Origin of the sequence: Brevundimonas sp., assembly GCF_016463295.1 — a bacterium.
In the GTDB taxonomy this organism is placed as follows: Bacteria; Pseudomonadota; Alphaproteobacteria; order Caulobacterales; family Caulobacteraceae; genus Brevundimonas.
Map to the genome: position 1 here is coordinate 39,586 of NZ_JAEMRO010000003.1, position 14,217 is coordinate 53,802.

The following is a 14,217-nucleotide window of genomic DNA, read 5'->3' on the forward strand; positions in this document are numbered from 1 at the left end:
CCCAGGCTATCTATGACCGAGTTTGAACTGTTCGCCATCGATCTGGCCCGCGAAGCGGCGCGGGTCAGTCTGCCGTTCTTTCGGGGCGATTATGAGCAGGTCGACAAGGGCGGACCGGGCGCGTTCGATCCGGTCACCCAAGCCGATCGCGAGGCCGAGGTGGCGCTGCGTCGCATGATCGCCAACCGTTATCCCGACCATGGCGTGATCGGCGAGGAGTATGGCGAGGACCGGCCCGACGCGGAGCATGTCTGGGTGCTGGATCCCATCGACGGCACGCGCGCCTTCATCGCCGGTCTGCCGCTCTGGACGAATCTGATCGGGCTGCGTGTGGTGGGGCGACCGACGGTCGGCATCATCGGTCAGCCGTATCTCGACGAGATATTCGTCGGCGGGCCTTCGGGCGCGCGGTTGCTGAAAAGCGATCAGACTTCTGTACTCAAGGCGCGCCCCTGCTCGCGCCTGACCGAGGCGGTGATCGCCACGACAGACCCCGACATCTTCACCGGTGCCGAGCTGGGGGCCTGGACCCAGGTGCGGGCGGCGGCACGCCTGGCCCGACTGGGGTGCGATGCCTATGCCTATGCCATGATCGCGGCGGGGCGGATCGATCTGGTGGCCGAGACCAGCCTGAAGGTCTGGGACTGGTCGGCCCTGGTACCCATTGTCGAAGCGGCGGGCGGGGCAGTGACCAACTGGCGGGGCGAGGCGCCCGACGGCAATGGCCAGATTCTGGCTGTCGGGGATGTGTCGATCCGCGAGCAGGCTCTGGTCACCCTGAGGCGCGCAGCGCTTTAGCCTGTTGGCGTGCCATTCTCCGGCGAGACGGTCGCGGCCATCACATCGAACTCCTCCAGAAAGACAGCCCGCTTGTCGTCGGTCTCCATGATGACCTCATGCTTGGCCCCCGGGACCTCGACATAGCGGCCGCGCGGTATGCGCCGGGCGGCCCACTGGCTGCTCTGTTTCCAGACCCTGTCATCGTCCGAGGCCTGAACGATGCAGACCGGGATCCGCACGGACCTCAACGCCCCCGTCTTCAGCGCGCGTTCGCCCACAGTCAGTCCGAACGCCAGCCAGCCCCAGGTCGGGCCGCCGACGGCCAGATGCGGGCAGGCATAGAGCTGCTGTCGCCACTGGTCGTAGCGGGCTTCGTCCGTTGTCAGGGCGTCCTTTTGGAAGGTGTGGTCGAAGGGGTCGTCGGCATCGTCCAGCACATAGTCCCCGGCCCGCCCATGGCGCAGGTTCCAGCGCACGGCCAGCTTGACCGACCACATGGCCCGCTTGCCCGTCTTGATGCGCAGCATGGGACCCGAAAGGACCGCGCCGGCAAAGCGGGTCTCGCCCTGTTCCAGGCTCATCAGGTTCAACACGCCGCCCATGGAGTGGCCGACCATGATCCAGGGCTTGGGAGCGCGGCTCTCGAAGGCATCCAGCAAACGGTCGTAGTCGTCCAGAAACTCCTCGACCGCGCGAGCATGGCCTTTCAGCCGATCGGGCAGCAGACGGGCCGACAGGCCCTGGCCGCGCCAATCGTGCGCAATGACGCACCAGCCCCGTGCCAGGAAGTTGCCGATGACCTCGTAATACTTCTCGATGGGCTCGGTGCGACCCGGACTGACCACCACAGTGCCATGCGGTTTGGACGCAACGAGCGTCGAAGGCGTCCAGAAGGCAGCGCGGAGCCGAAGCCCCCCGGCCCCGCGAAACCATTCGCCCTTGCCGCCGGGCGGAGGCGCAGCGCCTGGAACGCCCATCAGGGGCGCATCGGGGGTGAAGGCGGCGGTGTCGGTCACTCGGGCTTCCTGAACTTCAAGGTCATGCGATCGCTCTCGCCGATGGCGTCGTATTCGGTGCGGTCGAACTCGGGGTCGGCGGGTTCTCCCCGCGGCGCGGTCAGACGCAAGGGGGCCAAGGTCTCGACGCCGAAAGGGTGGTCGGTGTCGTCGTCCGGATTGGCATTGATCTCGGACGCCGCCACGAAGGCGAAACCAGCCTCTGCGGCCAGCTGCTTGACGAAGGCTTCCTGCACATAGCCGCTGGCGGCGGCGGGGTCCTGATCCTGCTCGGGGCCCAAGCGGTGTTGCTCGACGCCCAGGATGCCGCCGGGCTTCAACGCCGCGAACGCATCGGCAAAGGCCTTCTCGGCAATGCCCGCGGCCATCCAGGCATGGATGTAGCGCATGAACAGGACCATGTCGGCCGTCCCGGCTTCGGCCACGGGGCCGGAGGTGGGACCGAAGGCACTGAGGACGATCTCGCCGTAAAGCCTCTTGTCGGTGGTGAAGCGCTGCTCGAACGCCGCCATCAGCTGACTCTGCGCCGGGTCGGTCAGCGGACCGGTCTGGAAACCGGCGGCAATGTATTGGCCGTCACCTTCGGCCAGATAAGGGGCCAGGATTTCGGTGTACCAGCCGCTGCCCGGCCAGAAATCGACGACGGTCATGGTCGGCTGAAGGCCGAAGAAGCGCAGGGTCTCCATCGGGTGCCGGTCGCCGTCCCGGGCGCGGTCGCTGGCCGAGCGCCAGGGTCCGGCGATGGCCCATTCCAGCGACCCCTCGGGCGGACCGCTGGGCGTCTCGGGGACGGCATCGCGGGCCGAAGGCTCCTCGCGGCCACACCCCGCGACGGCGACGAGACCCAGCGCCGCCGAGCCCGCGAGCCAGGATCGGCGAGAGATCGCAAGCCTGCCGTTCGTCCTCGCCTCAGTCATCAAGCCTCCCGCCGGAAACGGTCCGTCCGGAAGTAGACAGGTTCACCGTCAGGGTCAAAACCGAAGCCTATTCCGGCTTGCGGAAACGCAGGGTCATGCGATCGCTTTCGCCGATGGCGTCGAAGGCGGCGCGTTCCTCGGCGGTCAGGGTGCGGCCGTCCTGTTCGGAGCGACGCACGGGCGGCAGGGTCCAGACCCCGAACGGATGATCGCGGTCGTCGGCGGCGTTGGCGTTCAGCTCGCTGCGGGCATCCAGGACGAAGCCGGCGTTCTGGGCCGCGCGAATGACCCAGCTTTCGGGCATGTAGCCGGTCGGGGCGGTCTGATCGGGGTTCAGGCCATCGACGCTGCGGTGCTGTTCGACGGCCAGGACGCCGCCGGGCTTCAGCGCCTTGAAGAAGGCGGCCAGATAGGCATCGGTCCGCCCCGCCCGGTGCCAGTTGTGAAAGGCACGCGCGACGATGATCATATCGGCCTGGCCGTCCTCGACACCCATGGTTTCCAGCGGGCGGTTGACGGCGACGTAGCGACCGCCGGTCGCCTCGGCATATGGCTGCAGGATCTGGCTCCACCAGCCGGCGCGGCCGGGCTCGATCTCCACCACCGTCAGACCGGGTTGGAGGCCCCAGAAGGTCAGGGTCTCATATGGATGGCGATAAGCGTCGCGGGCCACGTCTGCGGCGGGCCGGGTTTCTGAACCGATGGCGGCTTGAAGTGCGGCGTCCTCCTGGGCGACCGGCGGGGTCATGGCGGCTCGGCGCTCGGCCCGCTGGGCCGGCGTCTCGTTGGCGGTCGGCATGGCGGGCAGGGCCTGGGCCAGGGCGGTGGAAGGCAGGACGACGGCGGTCAGGGCGGCGATGGCGAGCAGGCGCATGGGGTCGGTTCCGGATGCGGTGAGCGGTGGCGCTACCCTGACCATCCCCGGCCAGCGGGGCAAGTGTCCATCCGCGGGTCAGGACAGAAGGACGCGCTTTCCAGACCCCTTGACGCCGAAAAACCGTTTCCCACCTTGTCTCTCGAGGATGCCGATATCGGGTCCTCCAGACCGGACGGGGCCGAGCATCGGGCCGTGCGGGCTGATCCCCAACCGCCGTTCCGGGCCATGAAAAACGCGGGAACGGTTCAACCTTGCTGATCCTCAGGAGGATGACATGCGTACTGTCGACTTTACCCCCCTCTATCGTTCCGCCGTCGGCTTCGACCGTCTGGCCAGTCTGCTTGAAAGCGCCGCGCGCACCAGCCAGGAAAACGGCTGGCCGCCCTACAACATCGAGACGACGGGCGAGAATGCCTATCGGATCGAGATCGCCGTGGCCGGCTTCAAGCCCGAAGAGCTGAACCTGGAGGTCAAGGAAAACCTGCTGACCGTCACGGGTCGCAAGACCGCCAATGACGACGTCGAGCAGCGCACCTATCTGCATCGCGGCCTGGCCGAGCGCGATTTCGAGCGCCGGTTCCAGCTGGCCGACTATGTGATCGTGAAGGGCGCGGACCTGGTCAACGGCCTGCTGTCCATCGAACTGGCCCGCGAACTGCCCGAGGCCCTGAAGCCCCGCCGCATCGAGATCGGTTCGGGCAAGGCCCTGATCGAAGGCAAGAAGACCAAGGCGGCCTAAGCTCTCAAGTCGCGCGACCGCGCGATAGGGCAACCAGGAGAGGGGTGGCGTTCGCGCCGCCCCTTTTTCGTGTCAGGCGTTGAGCGCCGCTTCCAGTCCGTGGGTGCCATGAGTGTCGGCATCCGTCAGCTCGGCCTGACGCAGGCAGGCCCCGTGCAGTTTGGCGCGGCTGAGGTCGGCCCCGGTCAGCACGGCACGCTTCATGTCGGCCCCCGACAGATCGACGCCGCGCAAGGTCGCGCCGGTCAGGTCCGCCGGCAGCAGCCGGTCCGCCGCGATCATCAACGGACCGAGCTGAGCTCCGCGCATGTCCGAGCCATTGAGCCGCGCGTTCTTCAGGCGGGCCCCCCGCAGGTCGGCGCCCTTCAGATTGACCGAGCGCAGATCGGCTCCTTCCAGATGCGCGCCCTGAAGCTGCACCCCCTCCATGTCCAGGCCATAGAAGACGGCGCCCTTGGCCGACAGGGCGGTGAGATTGTAGCCGGTGATCGACCGCAGGGCCCGCAGATCGACCCCGTCAAACACGGACGGCTGACCGGACGCCCCACCGGTCTCGCACCACTGGGCGTGTTCGGCCAGCATGCTGGCGGCGGGCATGCGCGAAACGGGCTCGCCCGCGGACTTGGTGTCGGTCAGGGCTCCGGACATGTCGGCCCCGTCGGTGCGCCACATGGCCGATTTCACGCCCACCAGAATGGCGTCGCGCAGGTCGGCGCCTGACAGGTCGGCCCCCGACAGATCGGCCCCGGCCAGGTCGGCACCGCGAAAACTGGCCTGTTTCAGATTGGCCCGGACCAGCTTGCAGTCCTTCATGATGGCATCGGAGAAGTCGGCGGCGACGGCGACGACGCCGGTCAGCTTGGATCGCTCAAGATTGGCCCCGGCCAGACAGGCCCCCTGCGCCTGGGTTTCGTTGCGCGAGCGGGCCTCGATGACGCGATAGCCCATCTTGGCGTCCGCCGAGGCGATGGTGCCTTCGCGCAGGTCGGCCTCGAACAGATCGGCCCCGGTCAGGTCGGCCCCGCGCAGGCAGGCGCCGCGCAGGTCGGCACGCCGCAGGCTGGCCTCGGACAGATTGCAGTCCTGCATGTCGGTGCCGAAGAAGACGGCATTGTCCAGCCGCGAGCCGGACAGGTTCGCCCCGATCATGCAGGCGGCGGAGAAGTCGGCATCGGCCAGATGACGGTCGCTGAGGTCCAGGCCCGACAGATCCATCCAGGCGAAGACGGCGCGGGCCCCGCCCGGCTTGGCCTGCCACAGGCGGTCGTGCCGGGCGCAGATGGCGTCCAGTTCGGCCTGTTCGATGCGCCTTCTGGCGACCGTGTTCGCGGTTTCCCCCGTCATGGCGTTCATCCTTAACGGCGAGGCTTTAAGGAAGCCTTGCAGGGAATGAGGATCAGGCGGTCAAAAGGCCCTGTTCGGCCAGGGCCTCGGCCAGGTCGCCCGGCCCCACCCAGACACGGGTGTAGCCAGCCTCGCCCAGGCGTTTCAGTTCGGTGGTCAGATCGGCCTTGGCCGAGGCGGCGAAGCGGGCGTCGAACCCCTCTCCGTCGGCGCTGATGCGGACCATGGGCCGCCCCGTCTCGACACGGTGCAGATAGCCCTCGTACAGAACCGCCGCCTGATCAGACAGAAGACCCGTCTCGACCTCCAGCCCGGCCTTCTTCAACCGCTCCACGCCACGCCCGGAGGCGAACGGTGAAGGATCGACTGCGGCGATCACCACACGCGCCACGCCCGCCTCGATCAGAAAGTGCGAGCAGGACGTGCGGCCCGAAGAGCGCGCCCCGCAGGGCTCCAGCGTCACATAGGCGGTGGCCCCACGTGCCCTGTCGCCCGCGGCGGGGACGGCCTGTTCCTCGGCATGAGGGCGCCCGCCCGCCGCCGTCGCGGCCTCCGCCACCACCTCGCCGTCCCTGACGATGACGCAGCCGACCGACGGATTGGGCCATGTCTGACCCATGTGGCCGCGCGCCAGGGCGATGGCGCGCCCCATGAACCGGATGTCGTCGGAGGCGGCCTGGGCGTCCGTCATGATGCGTGTCCTGGAAGGGGCGGCAGCTCGGTCGCCCGCGCCGCATCCAGATACCGCGCGGCGGTCGGGCTCAGGTCGGCGTCGAGATCGATCTCCAGCGGATTGCCGGTTGGAATCTCCACGCCCACGATCCGGTCATCCGGCACGGCGAACAGGTGTTTGACGATGGCCCGCAGCGAGTTGCCGTGGGCCGCGATCATCACATCATCGCCCGCCTTCAGACGCGGCGCGATCGCCTCGTTCCAATAGGGCAGGACGCGGTCCAGCGTCGTCTTCAGGCTTTCGGTGTCGGGAATGGCCTTGCCGGCATAGCGGGGATCGCCCGCGAAATCCCATTCGCCGCCGGGGGCCAGAGGCGGCGGCGGGATGTCGTAGCTGCGCCGCCAGATTTTTACCTGGTCCTCGCCATGCTTGGCCGCGGTCTCGGCCTTGTCCAGCCCGGTCAGGCCGCCATAGTGACGCTCGTTCAGACGCCAGTCCTCAACCACCGGCACATCCTTCAGGCCCGCCGCATCCAGCGCCAGCGCCCCGGTCCGCGTCGCGCGTTTCAGCACCGAGGTGAACATCACCGCCGGGTGGAAACCGGCCTGGGCGATCAGTTCGCCGCCCTTGCGGGCCTGGGCCTCGCCCTCGGCGGTCAGGTCGACATCGACCCATCCGGTGAAGCGGTTTTCCAGGTTCCACTGGCTCTGGCCGTGTCGCAGCAGGATCAGGCGGGGCATTCAACTCTCCGAACAGGTCCGTTTTGGGTAGGCCGCGCCTAGAGACCGGTCAAGGTTTGCAGCACTTGTGCCGCTCTCGCGTTGTGACGGTCCCGACGCCCGGTCTATACCAAGGGCGAAACGCATCAGGACCACACGATGATCAAGCCCCGCCAGGATCTGAAACCCAATACGGCCGACTATGAGACGACGCCCCTGGTCAAGCCGACGGGGTTTCGTGAATACGACGCCCGCTGGATCCTGGAAAAGGAGATCAATCTTCTGGGCATCCAGGCGCTGGGCCTGGGCCTGGCCACCTATGTGCATGAGATCGGTCAGACGCCGCGCATCGTGGTGGGCCACGACTTCCGCTCCTATTCGCTGTCGGTGAAACAGGCGCTGATCCTCGGCCTTCTGGAAGGCGGAATGGAGGTGCTGGATATCGGCCTAGCCCTGTCGCCTACGGCCTATTTCGCCCAGTTCGAGCTGGAGGCGCCCTGCGTGGCCATGGTCACCGCCAGCCACAACGAGAATGGCTGGACGGGCGTCAAGATGGGGGCCCAGCCGCCGCTGACCTTCGGCCCTGACGAGATCGGGCGGCTGAAGGACATCGTGCTGAACGGCGAGGGCGTGGGTCGCACGGGTGGATCGCTTACCCGCGTCGAAGGGTTCCGCGAGGCCTATATCGCCGACATCGTCTCCAAGGTGAAACTGACGCGCCCGATCAAGGTCGTCGCCGCCTGTGGCAACGGCACGGCCGGGGCCTTCGCGCCCGAGGCCCTGCGCCGGATGGGGGCCGAGGTGATCGAGATGGACACCGAGCTGGACTACACCTTCCCCAAATACAATCCGAACCCCGAAGACCACGCCATGCTGATGCAGATGGCGGCGAAGGTGCGCGAGACGGGTGCTGACCTGGCCCTGGGCTTCGACGGCGACGGCGACCGCTGCGGCGTGGTCGATGACACGGGCGAGGAAATCTATGCCGACAAGATCGGCCTGATGCTGGGCCGCGACCTGTCGGTCCTTCACCCCAACGCCACCTTCGTCGTCGATGTGAAATCGACGGGTCTGTACAAGACCGACGAGGTGCTGAAGGCCAACGGTGCCGAGACTGTCTACTGGAAGACCGGTCACAGCTATATCAAGCGCAAGACCGCCGAACTGGGGGCCCTGGCCGGGTTCGAGAAGTCGGGGCATTTCTTCTTCAATGCGCCGCTGGGCCACGGCTATGACGACGGCATCGTCGCGGCAGGTGCGGTGCTGGCCATGCTGGACCGCAATCCCGGGAAAAAGCTGTCGGAACTGAAGGCCGCCCTGCCAGACGCCTGGACCAGCCTGACCATGTCGCCGCACTGCGACGACGAGCTGAAGTATGAGGTGCTGGAGCGGATCGTGGCCGAATATCAGGCGCTGGCCGATTCAGGCGGCCAAATCCTGGGTCGCAAGATCGTGGAAGCCATCACTGTGAACGGCGTGCGCGTGCATCTGGAAGACGGGTCGTGGGTCCTAGTCCGCGCGTCGTCCAACAAGCCGGAGCTGGTGGTGGTGGTCGAGAGCATGCGCTCGGCCGACGACATGCGCGCCCTGTTCCACGACGAGGTGAAGCCGCGACTGGCCAAATACTCCGAGATCGGCGCGTACAATCAGGAAATCTGAGCCAGACAGGCTCGGGTTCGGGGGAGCCATGACAGGCAGACACATCGCCATCGTCGGCGGCGGCTTTTCTGGAGCCATGCTTGCGGCGAGGCTGGCTGAGGTCGGTATGGCGTCAACCGTCATCGACCGGGGTGGCGATTTCGGCCTGGGTGTCGCCTATTCGACGCCGTTCGACGGGCACCTGCTGAACGTCCGCTCCAACCGGATGAGTGCGGTCGAGGGGCGGCCCGACGATTTCGTGGACTGGCTGAAGGCCCATCATCCCGACCGCGCCGCGCCCGAAAGCTTCGCACCCCGGCGGCTGTACGGCCTGTATGTGCAGGATCGGCTGGCGGGCATCGAAGTGGCGCATCCGGGCCTGATCAATCGCATCGTCGGCGAGGCCGTAGCAGTCGAGGACACCGCCGTGCGACTGGCCGACGGTCGTTTGATCGAGGCTGACGCTGTCGTGCTGGCTACCGGAAACCCGGCCCCGAAGACGGCTGCGCTGGGTGAGGTCGAGGGCCGTGTCATCGGCAATCCTTGGGCCACCGGAGCGCTGGACCGGGTCAAGGACGAAGACGACGTGATCATCGTCGGCACCGGGCTGACCATGGTCGACATGGTTCAGTGGCTCGTGGCGCGGGGCTGGAGGGGCAAGGCGACGGCCCTGTCCCGGCGAGGGTTGAAGCCGCGCGCGCATGAGGCTCTGCCCGACATCCCGGTGCCCCCCACCGGCATGCTCAAACTCGCCCCCGCCTCGCGCCGTCTGGCCGAGGCGCGGCGTATGGCGGACGAGAGCGGCTGGCGCTCGGTGATGGAGGGTCTGAGGCCGGTCACAGCCGATCTGTGGGCGGCGGCGGACAGCGAGTTGAAGGCGCGGTTCGTGCGCCACCTGCGCCCCTGGTGGGATGTGCATCGACACCGCATCGCCGACAGTATCGCCGTCTCGCTGGAGGCGCTGGAGGCCGAAGGCCGGCTGACGATCGTGGCAGGGCGCGTCCGGCGGATCGATCAGGATGCGGATCGCGTGACCCTGGACTGGCGGCCCCGGCGCGGACCAGAGCAGTCGCCGATTACCGGCCAATGGCTGATCGACTGCACCGGGCCGGGGCATGATCCCGCGACGGATGTCCTGACCGGGCCGCTGATCGCGACAGGCAGGGCACGGCTGGATGCGTTGCGGCTGGGGCTGGATCTGGATGCGGAGGGGCGCGTGCTGGATGCGGACGGCGTGCCGGATGACCGGCTTCTGGTCCTGGGCCCGCCGGCTCGAGCCGCCTTCTGGGAAACCATCGCCGTGCCCGACATCCGCAAGCGGATCGAGGATTTGGCGGCGACGTTGGGCGCGATGACCACGGAGCCGGCGTGATGAGACGGACTGGACCGATCAGCCTGCTGGCGTCCGCCAGCCTGGCCCTGGCGTCGTGCGAGGCGCGACTGCACCCCGTGCCAGACGCCCGCGTCACCGCGGCGGCGGGACCCGAGACCTGCGTCCTGCCCGAGCGCATCGCCCTGCCCGAGATGGAAGAGGTACGTCCGGACGAGGTCGTGGCCGACCGGACCATCCTGTTCCACATGCTGGCCGTCACCTGGATGCCCCAGACCTGCAAGACCAGAGGTGATGGTGCGGGCGATCTGGCCTGCGGCAGCACCAACCGCTTCGGCTGGACCCTGCACGGCCTGTGGCCCAATGCGGACGGGCGGCCCTATCCCCGCTACTGCCGCCCGGCAACGCAGGTGCCAGAGGCCACCATCCGCGCCAATCTGTGCCGCACGCCCTCGGCCAGTCTGGTTCAGCATGAATGGGCGGCGCACGGCACCTGTGGCTGGGATACGCCGGAAGCCTATTTCGCAGATGCCGCGCGCCTTTATGACGGGCTGAACCGGCCCGATCCGACGACCCTTGCCCCCGGCGCGCGCGGACCCACCGCAGGCCAACTTCGGGACGCCTTCGTGGCGACCAACCCCGGTCTGCCCCGCGATGCTCTCTATATCGCCGTGGCTTCCGGCAACCGCCTGCGCGAGGTTCGCATCTGCCATGATCTGGAGCTTAAGGCAGCGCGGTGCCCGGTTGGCGGGCTGGGGACGCCGGACGATGTTGTGCTGACGGTCGAACCGGTCGGTGAGCGTTGATCATTCACTTCGCCCTGGCCTGCCGGAAGCCCAGGTCGCTGTGGATCACACTTCCGGTTGAGGCGGGGCGGTGATGACTTCGACGTTGTCGTTGAGCAGATAAACCAGTTCGTCCAGCGCGACGCGGCGCTCGGCGGTCGTGGTGGCGGTCTCTACGGCAGACACCTTTTTCGGCATGTCCTCGGAAATGCCACGCAGGATGCATTTCAGGTCGCCGTCGGTGCCGCGCTCCTTGAGGACCAGATGGCCCTGCATGTCCATCTCGGCCAGGGCATTGGCCTGGACCTTGAAGTCGGCGAAGGCAGCGCCGTTCACAAAGCCGTCCTGATCGATCAGGCCCGAGGTGCCCCAGCCCTCGACCATCGTCTTGAGCGTGGTCGAGCGGGTGACGATATCGACGAACAGAGGCTCGCCCGCGACCGACACCGGAGCCGAAGCCACGGCGGGCGGCTGGGCCGCGGCCAGGGCCACCTTCGGATCGCTGAGCAGAAGGGAAACGGCCAGGGCGACACCACAGGACATGGCGAACCTCATCTCTATCCGGGCCGAATCACAAATCGGCGGTTGAACCCCTCTACGCCTCACCCGTAAACGAGGGTTTACCCGCCCCGTAACAGAGTGTTGCCCGTGACCCCTCGCACCCAGGCCCTAGACATGCTTCGCGCCGTCGCGCGCAAGGACGAGGGCACCCGCATCGTGCACCACTTCGCCACCGATCCCGGCCGGGTACAGCGCATGGGGATCGAGGCGGCGGGGCTGTATCTCGACGTCTCCAAGCAGTCGTGGAGCCTGGAGGGCTTCGAGGCGGCACTGGACCTGGCGCGGACCTGCGACATCGAAGGGCGACGCGATGCCCTGTTCGCGGGCGAGGCTGTCAATGTCACGGAAGGGCGGGCGGTGCTGCACCCCGCACTGCGCGCCGCCGACGATGCCGACTTTCATGCCCTGGGCGAGCCGGTCTCGCAGGAAGTGACCGAGACCCGCAACCAGATCGCCACCTATGCCCAGGCCATCGGCTCGGGGGCCGAGGTCGGCGGCACGCGCCAGCCGTTCAACGCCATCGTCCACATCGGCATCGGCGGATCGGATCTTGGGCCGCGTCTGCTATGGGAGGCGCTCAAACCCCTGGAGCCGACGATCCAGCTGCGCTTCGTGGCCAATATCGATCCGCGCGACATGGCCGAGGCCCTGGCCGGGCTGGACCCGGAGACGACCCTGATCGTGGTGGTGTCCAAGACCTTCACGACCCAGGAGACGTTGGCTAATGCCGAACTGGCCAAGGCCTGGCTGGCCGAAAGCCTGTCGCCGCGCCGCATGGTCAAACATCTGGTGGGCGTCACCGCTGCGCCGGAGAAGGCCGAGGCCTGGGGCTGCAGTCGCACCTTCGGGTTCCGCGACTGGGTCGGCGGGCGTTATTCACTGTGGTCGTCGGTCAGCCTGTCGGTCGCCGTGGCCCTGGGCTGGGACGTGTTCCAGCGTGTGCTGGACGGCGCGCGGGCCATGGACCAGCATTTCCTGGAGGCCTCGCCAGAGGTGAATGCGCCGATCGTGCTGGCCTTGGCCCAGATCTACAATGTCGAGGGCCGCGGGAGACACGCCCGTACCGTTGCCCCCTATGCCCACGGCCTACGTCGCCTGCCCGCCTTCCTGCAGCAGTTGGAGATGGAATCGAACGGCAAGCGAGTGAAGCGCGACGGCACTCCCGTTGATACCGCCACCGGCCCCGTCGTCTTCGGCGAGCCGGGGACCAACGGCCAGCACGCCTTTTTCCAGCAGATCCATCAGGGACCAATGGTCGTCCCGGCAGAATTCGTCGTGGTTGGCCATACGTCCGAGGCCGCCGTGGACGCCCGCGAAGGCGATGCGCCCCTGTGGTCCAATGCCCTGGCCCAAGCCCAGGCCTTGATGATCGGCAAGACCGAGGCCCAGGCACGTGCCGAGCTGATCGCGGCGGGCGCGGACGAGGCCGAGGCGGATCGCCTGGCCCCGCACAAGACCTTCCCCGGCGACCGGCCGTCGACCACCATCCTGATGGACTCCCTGAGCCCCGAGGCGGTGGGGGCCCTGCTGGCGCTGTATGAGCACAAGACCTTCGTCGAGGGTGTGATCTGGGACATCAACAGCTTCGACCAGTGGGGAGTCGAACTGGGCAAGCAACTGGCCAGGGCGGTGCTGACGGACGTGCAGAACGGCGAACCGTCAGAGGGACTGGACGCCTCGACGGCGGAATTGATGAAGCGTCTTATGGTCTGATCCGGATGCAGAAAGGGCGGGGACCCGAAGATCCCCGCCCCATCCTCGCCTTCGACGGCCGGTCCTACTCACGCGACCGACAGGAGGCTGTTACCAGCGACGGTCGTAGCGATAGTCGCGGTTATAGCGGCGCTCCTCACGACGATCGCGGCGATATTCGCGGTAGTCGCGGCGCTGTTCCCAGCGGGGTGCATTGCGGTCGATGCCGTGCTCGCGTTCCCAGTGACCCTGGTTCCGATAGCAGCGCCCACCACGGTAGTAGCTGCAGTCCGAGCTGTTGTTGGACGAGACGGCACCCAAGGCGGCACCGGCCAGAGCGCCACCGGCGATATAGCTGCCGTCGCCTTGACCGATCAGGGCTCCGGCCAGACCGCCGACGACAGCGCCGACCACGGCGTCGCGGCCCGTGTTGTTGTCGCGGTCGCGATAGCTTTGGGCGTCGGCCGGGCTGGCCGACATCAGGGTGAGGGCCGCCGCACCGATGACGGCCGGCGAAGCGAGAGCGATCTTGGAAAACGGGTTCATGATCATTCCTTCCGGACTGTTTCGTGCGGCACCATGCCGAACATGAGATCACCCTAGAGGGACGAGCCTGAACGCCTCGCGAGACGGTCGTTCATTGCGCGTTCATCGCAAAATACGACGTAGAGCCGGGGTCTTCGGATCAATGCAGGCAAGAATGCCCGGCGGCGCTTGACGTCAGCAGGCACCCCACCTACTTCCCCGGCGCGTTAGCACTCTCGGGTAGCGGCTGCCAAAACGGCCGATCCGGGGGAACTGGCGAAGAAACCTTAGAAGACTTCATCGGAGAACACACAGATGGCGTTTCGTCCTCTCGGCGATCGCGTGCTGGTCAAGCGCGTGGAAGAAGAATCCAAGACCAAGGGCGGGATCATCATCCCCGACACCGCCAAGGAAAAGCCCCAGGAAGGCGAAGTCGTCGCTGTCGGGCCCGGCGTTCGTGACGAACGCGGCACCGTCAACGCCCTGGAGCTGAAGGCCGGCGACCGCATCCTGTTCGGCAAATGGTCGGGCACCGAGGTCAAGCTGGAAGGCGAAGACCTGATCATCATGAAAGAGTCGGACGTGCTCGGAGTGCTGAGCTAAGGCTCGGACTTTCAGGGA

At 67.2% G+C, this 14,217-nt stretch carries 15 protein-coding genes; 7 read left to right on the plus strand and 8 right to left on the minus strand.

The window, feature by feature from the left end:
- Positions 1 to 12: 12 nt before the first annotated feature.
- A complete protein-coding gene (hisN, locus tag JHC81_RS02215; protein ID WP_292170048.1) occupies positions 13 to 798 on the plus strand; it encodes a histidinol-phosphatase in 786 nt (261 codons plus the stop codon).
- Here the strand turns inward: hisN and JHC81_RS02220 are convergent.
- The 3 genes from JHC81_RS02220 to JHC81_RS02230 all read right to left on the minus strand — a co-directional run bounded on the left by JHC81_RS02220 (position 795) and on the right by JHC81_RS02230 (position 3,587).
- A complete protein-coding gene (locus JHC81_RS02220) occupies positions 795 to 1,796 on the minus strand; it encodes an alpha/beta hydrolase (RefSeq protein ID WP_292170051.1) in 1,002 nt (333 codons plus the stop codon). The two genes, hisN and JHC81_RS02220, sit on opposite strands and share 4 nt — an antisense overlap.
- Positions 1,793 to 2,713 (minus strand): methyltransferase, encoded by a 921-nt coding sequence (locus JHC81_RS02225; protein WP_292170054.1) that lies wholly within the window; start codon positions 2,711 to 2,713, stop codon positions 1,793 to 1,795. Before JHC81_RS02225 ends, JHC81_RS02220 begins: the two co-directional genes overlap by 4 nt.
- A gap of 67 nt (positions 2,714 to 2,780) precedes the next feature.
- Positions 2,781 to 3,587, minus strand: coding sequence for a methyltransferase domain-containing protein (locus JHC81_RS02230; protein ID WP_292170056.1), 807 nt, complete (start codon positions 3,585 to 3,587; stop codon positions 2,781 to 2,783).
- A 277-nt stretch (positions 3,588 to 3,864) separates the two neighbouring features.
- On the opposite strand from JHC81_RS02230, the gene JHC81_RS02235 reads away from it, so the two are divergent.
- A complete protein-coding gene (locus tag JHC81_RS02235; protein ID WP_292170059.1) occupies positions 3,865 to 4,329 on the plus strand; it encodes an Hsp20 family protein in 465 nt (154 codons plus the stop codon).
- A gap of 72 nt (positions 4,330 to 4,401) precedes the next feature.
- Here JHC81_RS02235 and JHC81_RS02240 read toward each other — a convergent pair whose 3' ends face one another.
- Genes JHC81_RS02240 through gpmA form a run of 3 tightly spaced genes read right to left on the minus strand, consistent with a single transcriptional unit; the run spans position 4,402 to position 7,086 of the window.
- On the minus strand, positions 4,402 to 5,673 hold the full coding sequence (locus JHC81_RS02240) for a pentapeptide repeat-containing protein (protein ID WP_292170062.1): 1,272 nt from the start codon (positions 5,671 to 5,673) through the stop codon (positions 4,402 to 4,404).
- Between the two features lie 52 nt (positions 5,674 to 5,725).
- Entirely contained in the window at positions 5,726 to 6,364 is a 639-nt protein-coding gene (gene ribD / locus JHC81_RS02245; protein ID WP_292170063.1) for a bifunctional diaminohydroxyphosphoribosylaminopyrimidine deaminase/5-amino-6-(5-phosphoribosylamino)uracil reductase RibD, read from the minus strand.
- On the minus strand, positions 6,361 to 7,086 hold the full coding sequence (gene gpmA / locus JHC81_RS02250) for a 2,3-diphosphoglycerate-dependent phosphoglycerate mutase (protein WP_292170066.1): 726 nt from the start codon (positions 7,084 to 7,086) through the stop codon (positions 6,361 to 6,363). Before gpmA ends, ribD begins: the two co-directional genes overlap by 4 nt.
- Positions 7,087 to 7,224: 138 nt before the next feature.
- On the opposite strand from gpmA, the gene JHC81_RS02255 reads away from it, so the two are divergent.
- From JHC81_RS02255 to JHC81_RS02265, 3 genes are read left to right on the plus strand one after another with little or no spacing between them, the layout of a single operon-like run.
- Positions 7,225 to 8,724: a phosphomannomutase/phosphoglucomutase gene (locus JHC81_RS02255; protein WP_292170069.1), complete on the plus strand. Its 1,500-nt coding sequence runs from the start codon at positions 7,225 to 7,227 to the stop codon at positions 8,722 to 8,724.
- A gap of 28 nt (positions 8,725 to 8,752) precedes the next feature.
- Positions 8,753 to 10,075, plus strand: a complete 1,323-nt coding sequence (locus tag JHC81_RS02260) for an FAD/NAD(P)-binding protein (protein ID WP_292170071.1) — start codon at positions 8,753 to 8,755, stop codon at positions 10,073 to 10,075.
- On the plus strand, positions 10,075 to 10,839 hold the full coding sequence (locus JHC81_RS02265) for a ribonuclease T (protein ID WP_292170073.1): 765 nt from the start codon (positions 10,075 to 10,077) through the stop codon (positions 10,837 to 10,839). The genes JHC81_RS02260 and JHC81_RS02265 overlap by 1 nt, the downstream gene beginning before the upstream one ends.
- 45 nt (positions 10,840 to 10,884) lie before the next feature.
- Here the strand turns inward: JHC81_RS02265 and JHC81_RS02270 are convergent, their stop codons facing one another.
- Positions 10,885 to 11,373: a hypothetical protein gene (locus JHC81_RS02270; protein WP_366465441.1), complete on the minus strand. Its 489-nt coding sequence runs from the start codon at positions 11,371 to 11,373 to the stop codon at positions 10,885 to 10,887.
- A gap of 93 nt (positions 11,374 to 11,466) precedes the next feature.
- Between JHC81_RS02270 and pgi the strand changes: the two genes are divergently transcribed.
- On the plus strand, positions 11,467 to 13,092 hold the full coding sequence (gene pgi, locus JHC81_RS02275) for a glucose-6-phosphate isomerase (protein ID WP_292170076.1): 1,626 nt from the start codon (positions 11,467 to 11,469) through the stop codon (positions 13,090 to 13,092).
- 90 nt (positions 13,093 to 13,182) lie between these two features.
- On the opposite strand, the gene JHC81_RS02280 is transcribed toward pgi, so the two are convergent.
- Positions 13,183 to 13,617 (minus strand): hypothetical protein, encoded by a 435-nt coding sequence (locus JHC81_RS02280; protein WP_292170083.1) that lies wholly within the window; start codon positions 13,615 to 13,617, stop codon positions 13,183 to 13,185.
- 294 nt (positions 13,618 to 13,911) lie between these two features.
- On the opposite strand from JHC81_RS02280, the gene groES reads away from it, so the two are divergent.
- Positions 13,912 to 14,199 carry a co-chaperone GroES gene (gene groES, locus JHC81_RS02285; protein WP_292170086.1) on the plus strand — a complete coding sequence of 96 codons (288 nt, stop codon included), beginning with the start codon at positions 13,912 to 13,914 and terminating at the stop codon, positions 14,197 to 14,199.
- Positions 14,200 to 14,217: the final 18 nt, after the last annotated feature.

Bases quoted from the DNA above. Each gene is read 5' to 3' on its own strand.
- JHC81_RS02230 (WP_292170056.1), bottom strand. From the start codon at position 3,587: ATGCGCCTGCTCGCCATCGCCGCCCTGACCGCCGTCGTCCTGCCTTCC.
- JHC81_RS02280 (WP_292170083.1), bottom strand. From the start codon at position 13,617: ATGAACCCGTTTTCCAAGATCGCTCTCGCTTCGCCGGCCGTCATCGGT.
- JHC81_RS02240 (WP_292170062.1), bottom strand. From the start codon at position 5,673: ATGACGGGGGAAACCGCGAACACGGTCGCCAGAAGGCGCATCGAACAG.
- ribD (WP_292170063.1), bottom strand. From the start codon at position 6,364: ATGACGGACGCCCAGGCCGCCTCCGACGACATCCGGTTCATGGGGCGC.
- JHC81_RS02235 (WP_292170059.1), top strand. From the start codon at position 3,865: ATGCGTACTGTCGACTTTACCCCCCTCTATCGTTCCGCCGTCGGCTTC.
- JHC81_RS02225 (WP_292170054.1), bottom strand. From the start codon at position 2,713: ATGACTGAGGCGAGGACGAACGGCAGGCTTGCGATCTCTCGCCGATCC.
- JHC81_RS02265 (WP_292170073.1), top strand. From the start codon at position 10,075: ATGAGACGGACTGGACCGATCAGCCTGCTGGCGTCCGCCAGCCTGGCC.
- JHC81_RS02255 (WP_292170069.1), top strand. From the start codon at position 7,225: ATGATCAAGCCCCGCCAGGATCTGAAACCCAATACGGCCGACTATGAG.
- hisN (WP_292170048.1), top strand. From the start codon at position 13: ATGACCGAGTTTGAACTGTTCGCCATCGATCTGGCCCGCGAAGCGGCG.
- JHC81_RS02270 (WP_366465441.1), bottom strand. From the start codon at position 11,373: ATGAGGTTCGCCATGTCCTGTGGTGTCGCCCTGGCCGTTTCCCTTCTG.
- groES (WP_292170086.1), top strand. From the start codon at position 13,912: ATGGCGTTTCGTCCTCTCGGCGATCGCGTGCTGGTCAAGCGCGTGGAA.
- JHC81_RS02260 (WP_292170071.1), top strand. From the start codon at position 8,753: ATGACAGGCAGACACATCGCCATCGTCGGCGGCGGCTTTTCTGGAGCC.
- gpmA (WP_292170066.1), bottom strand. From the start codon at position 7,086: ATGCCCCGCCTGATCCTGCTGCGACACGGCCAGAGCCAGTGGAACCTG.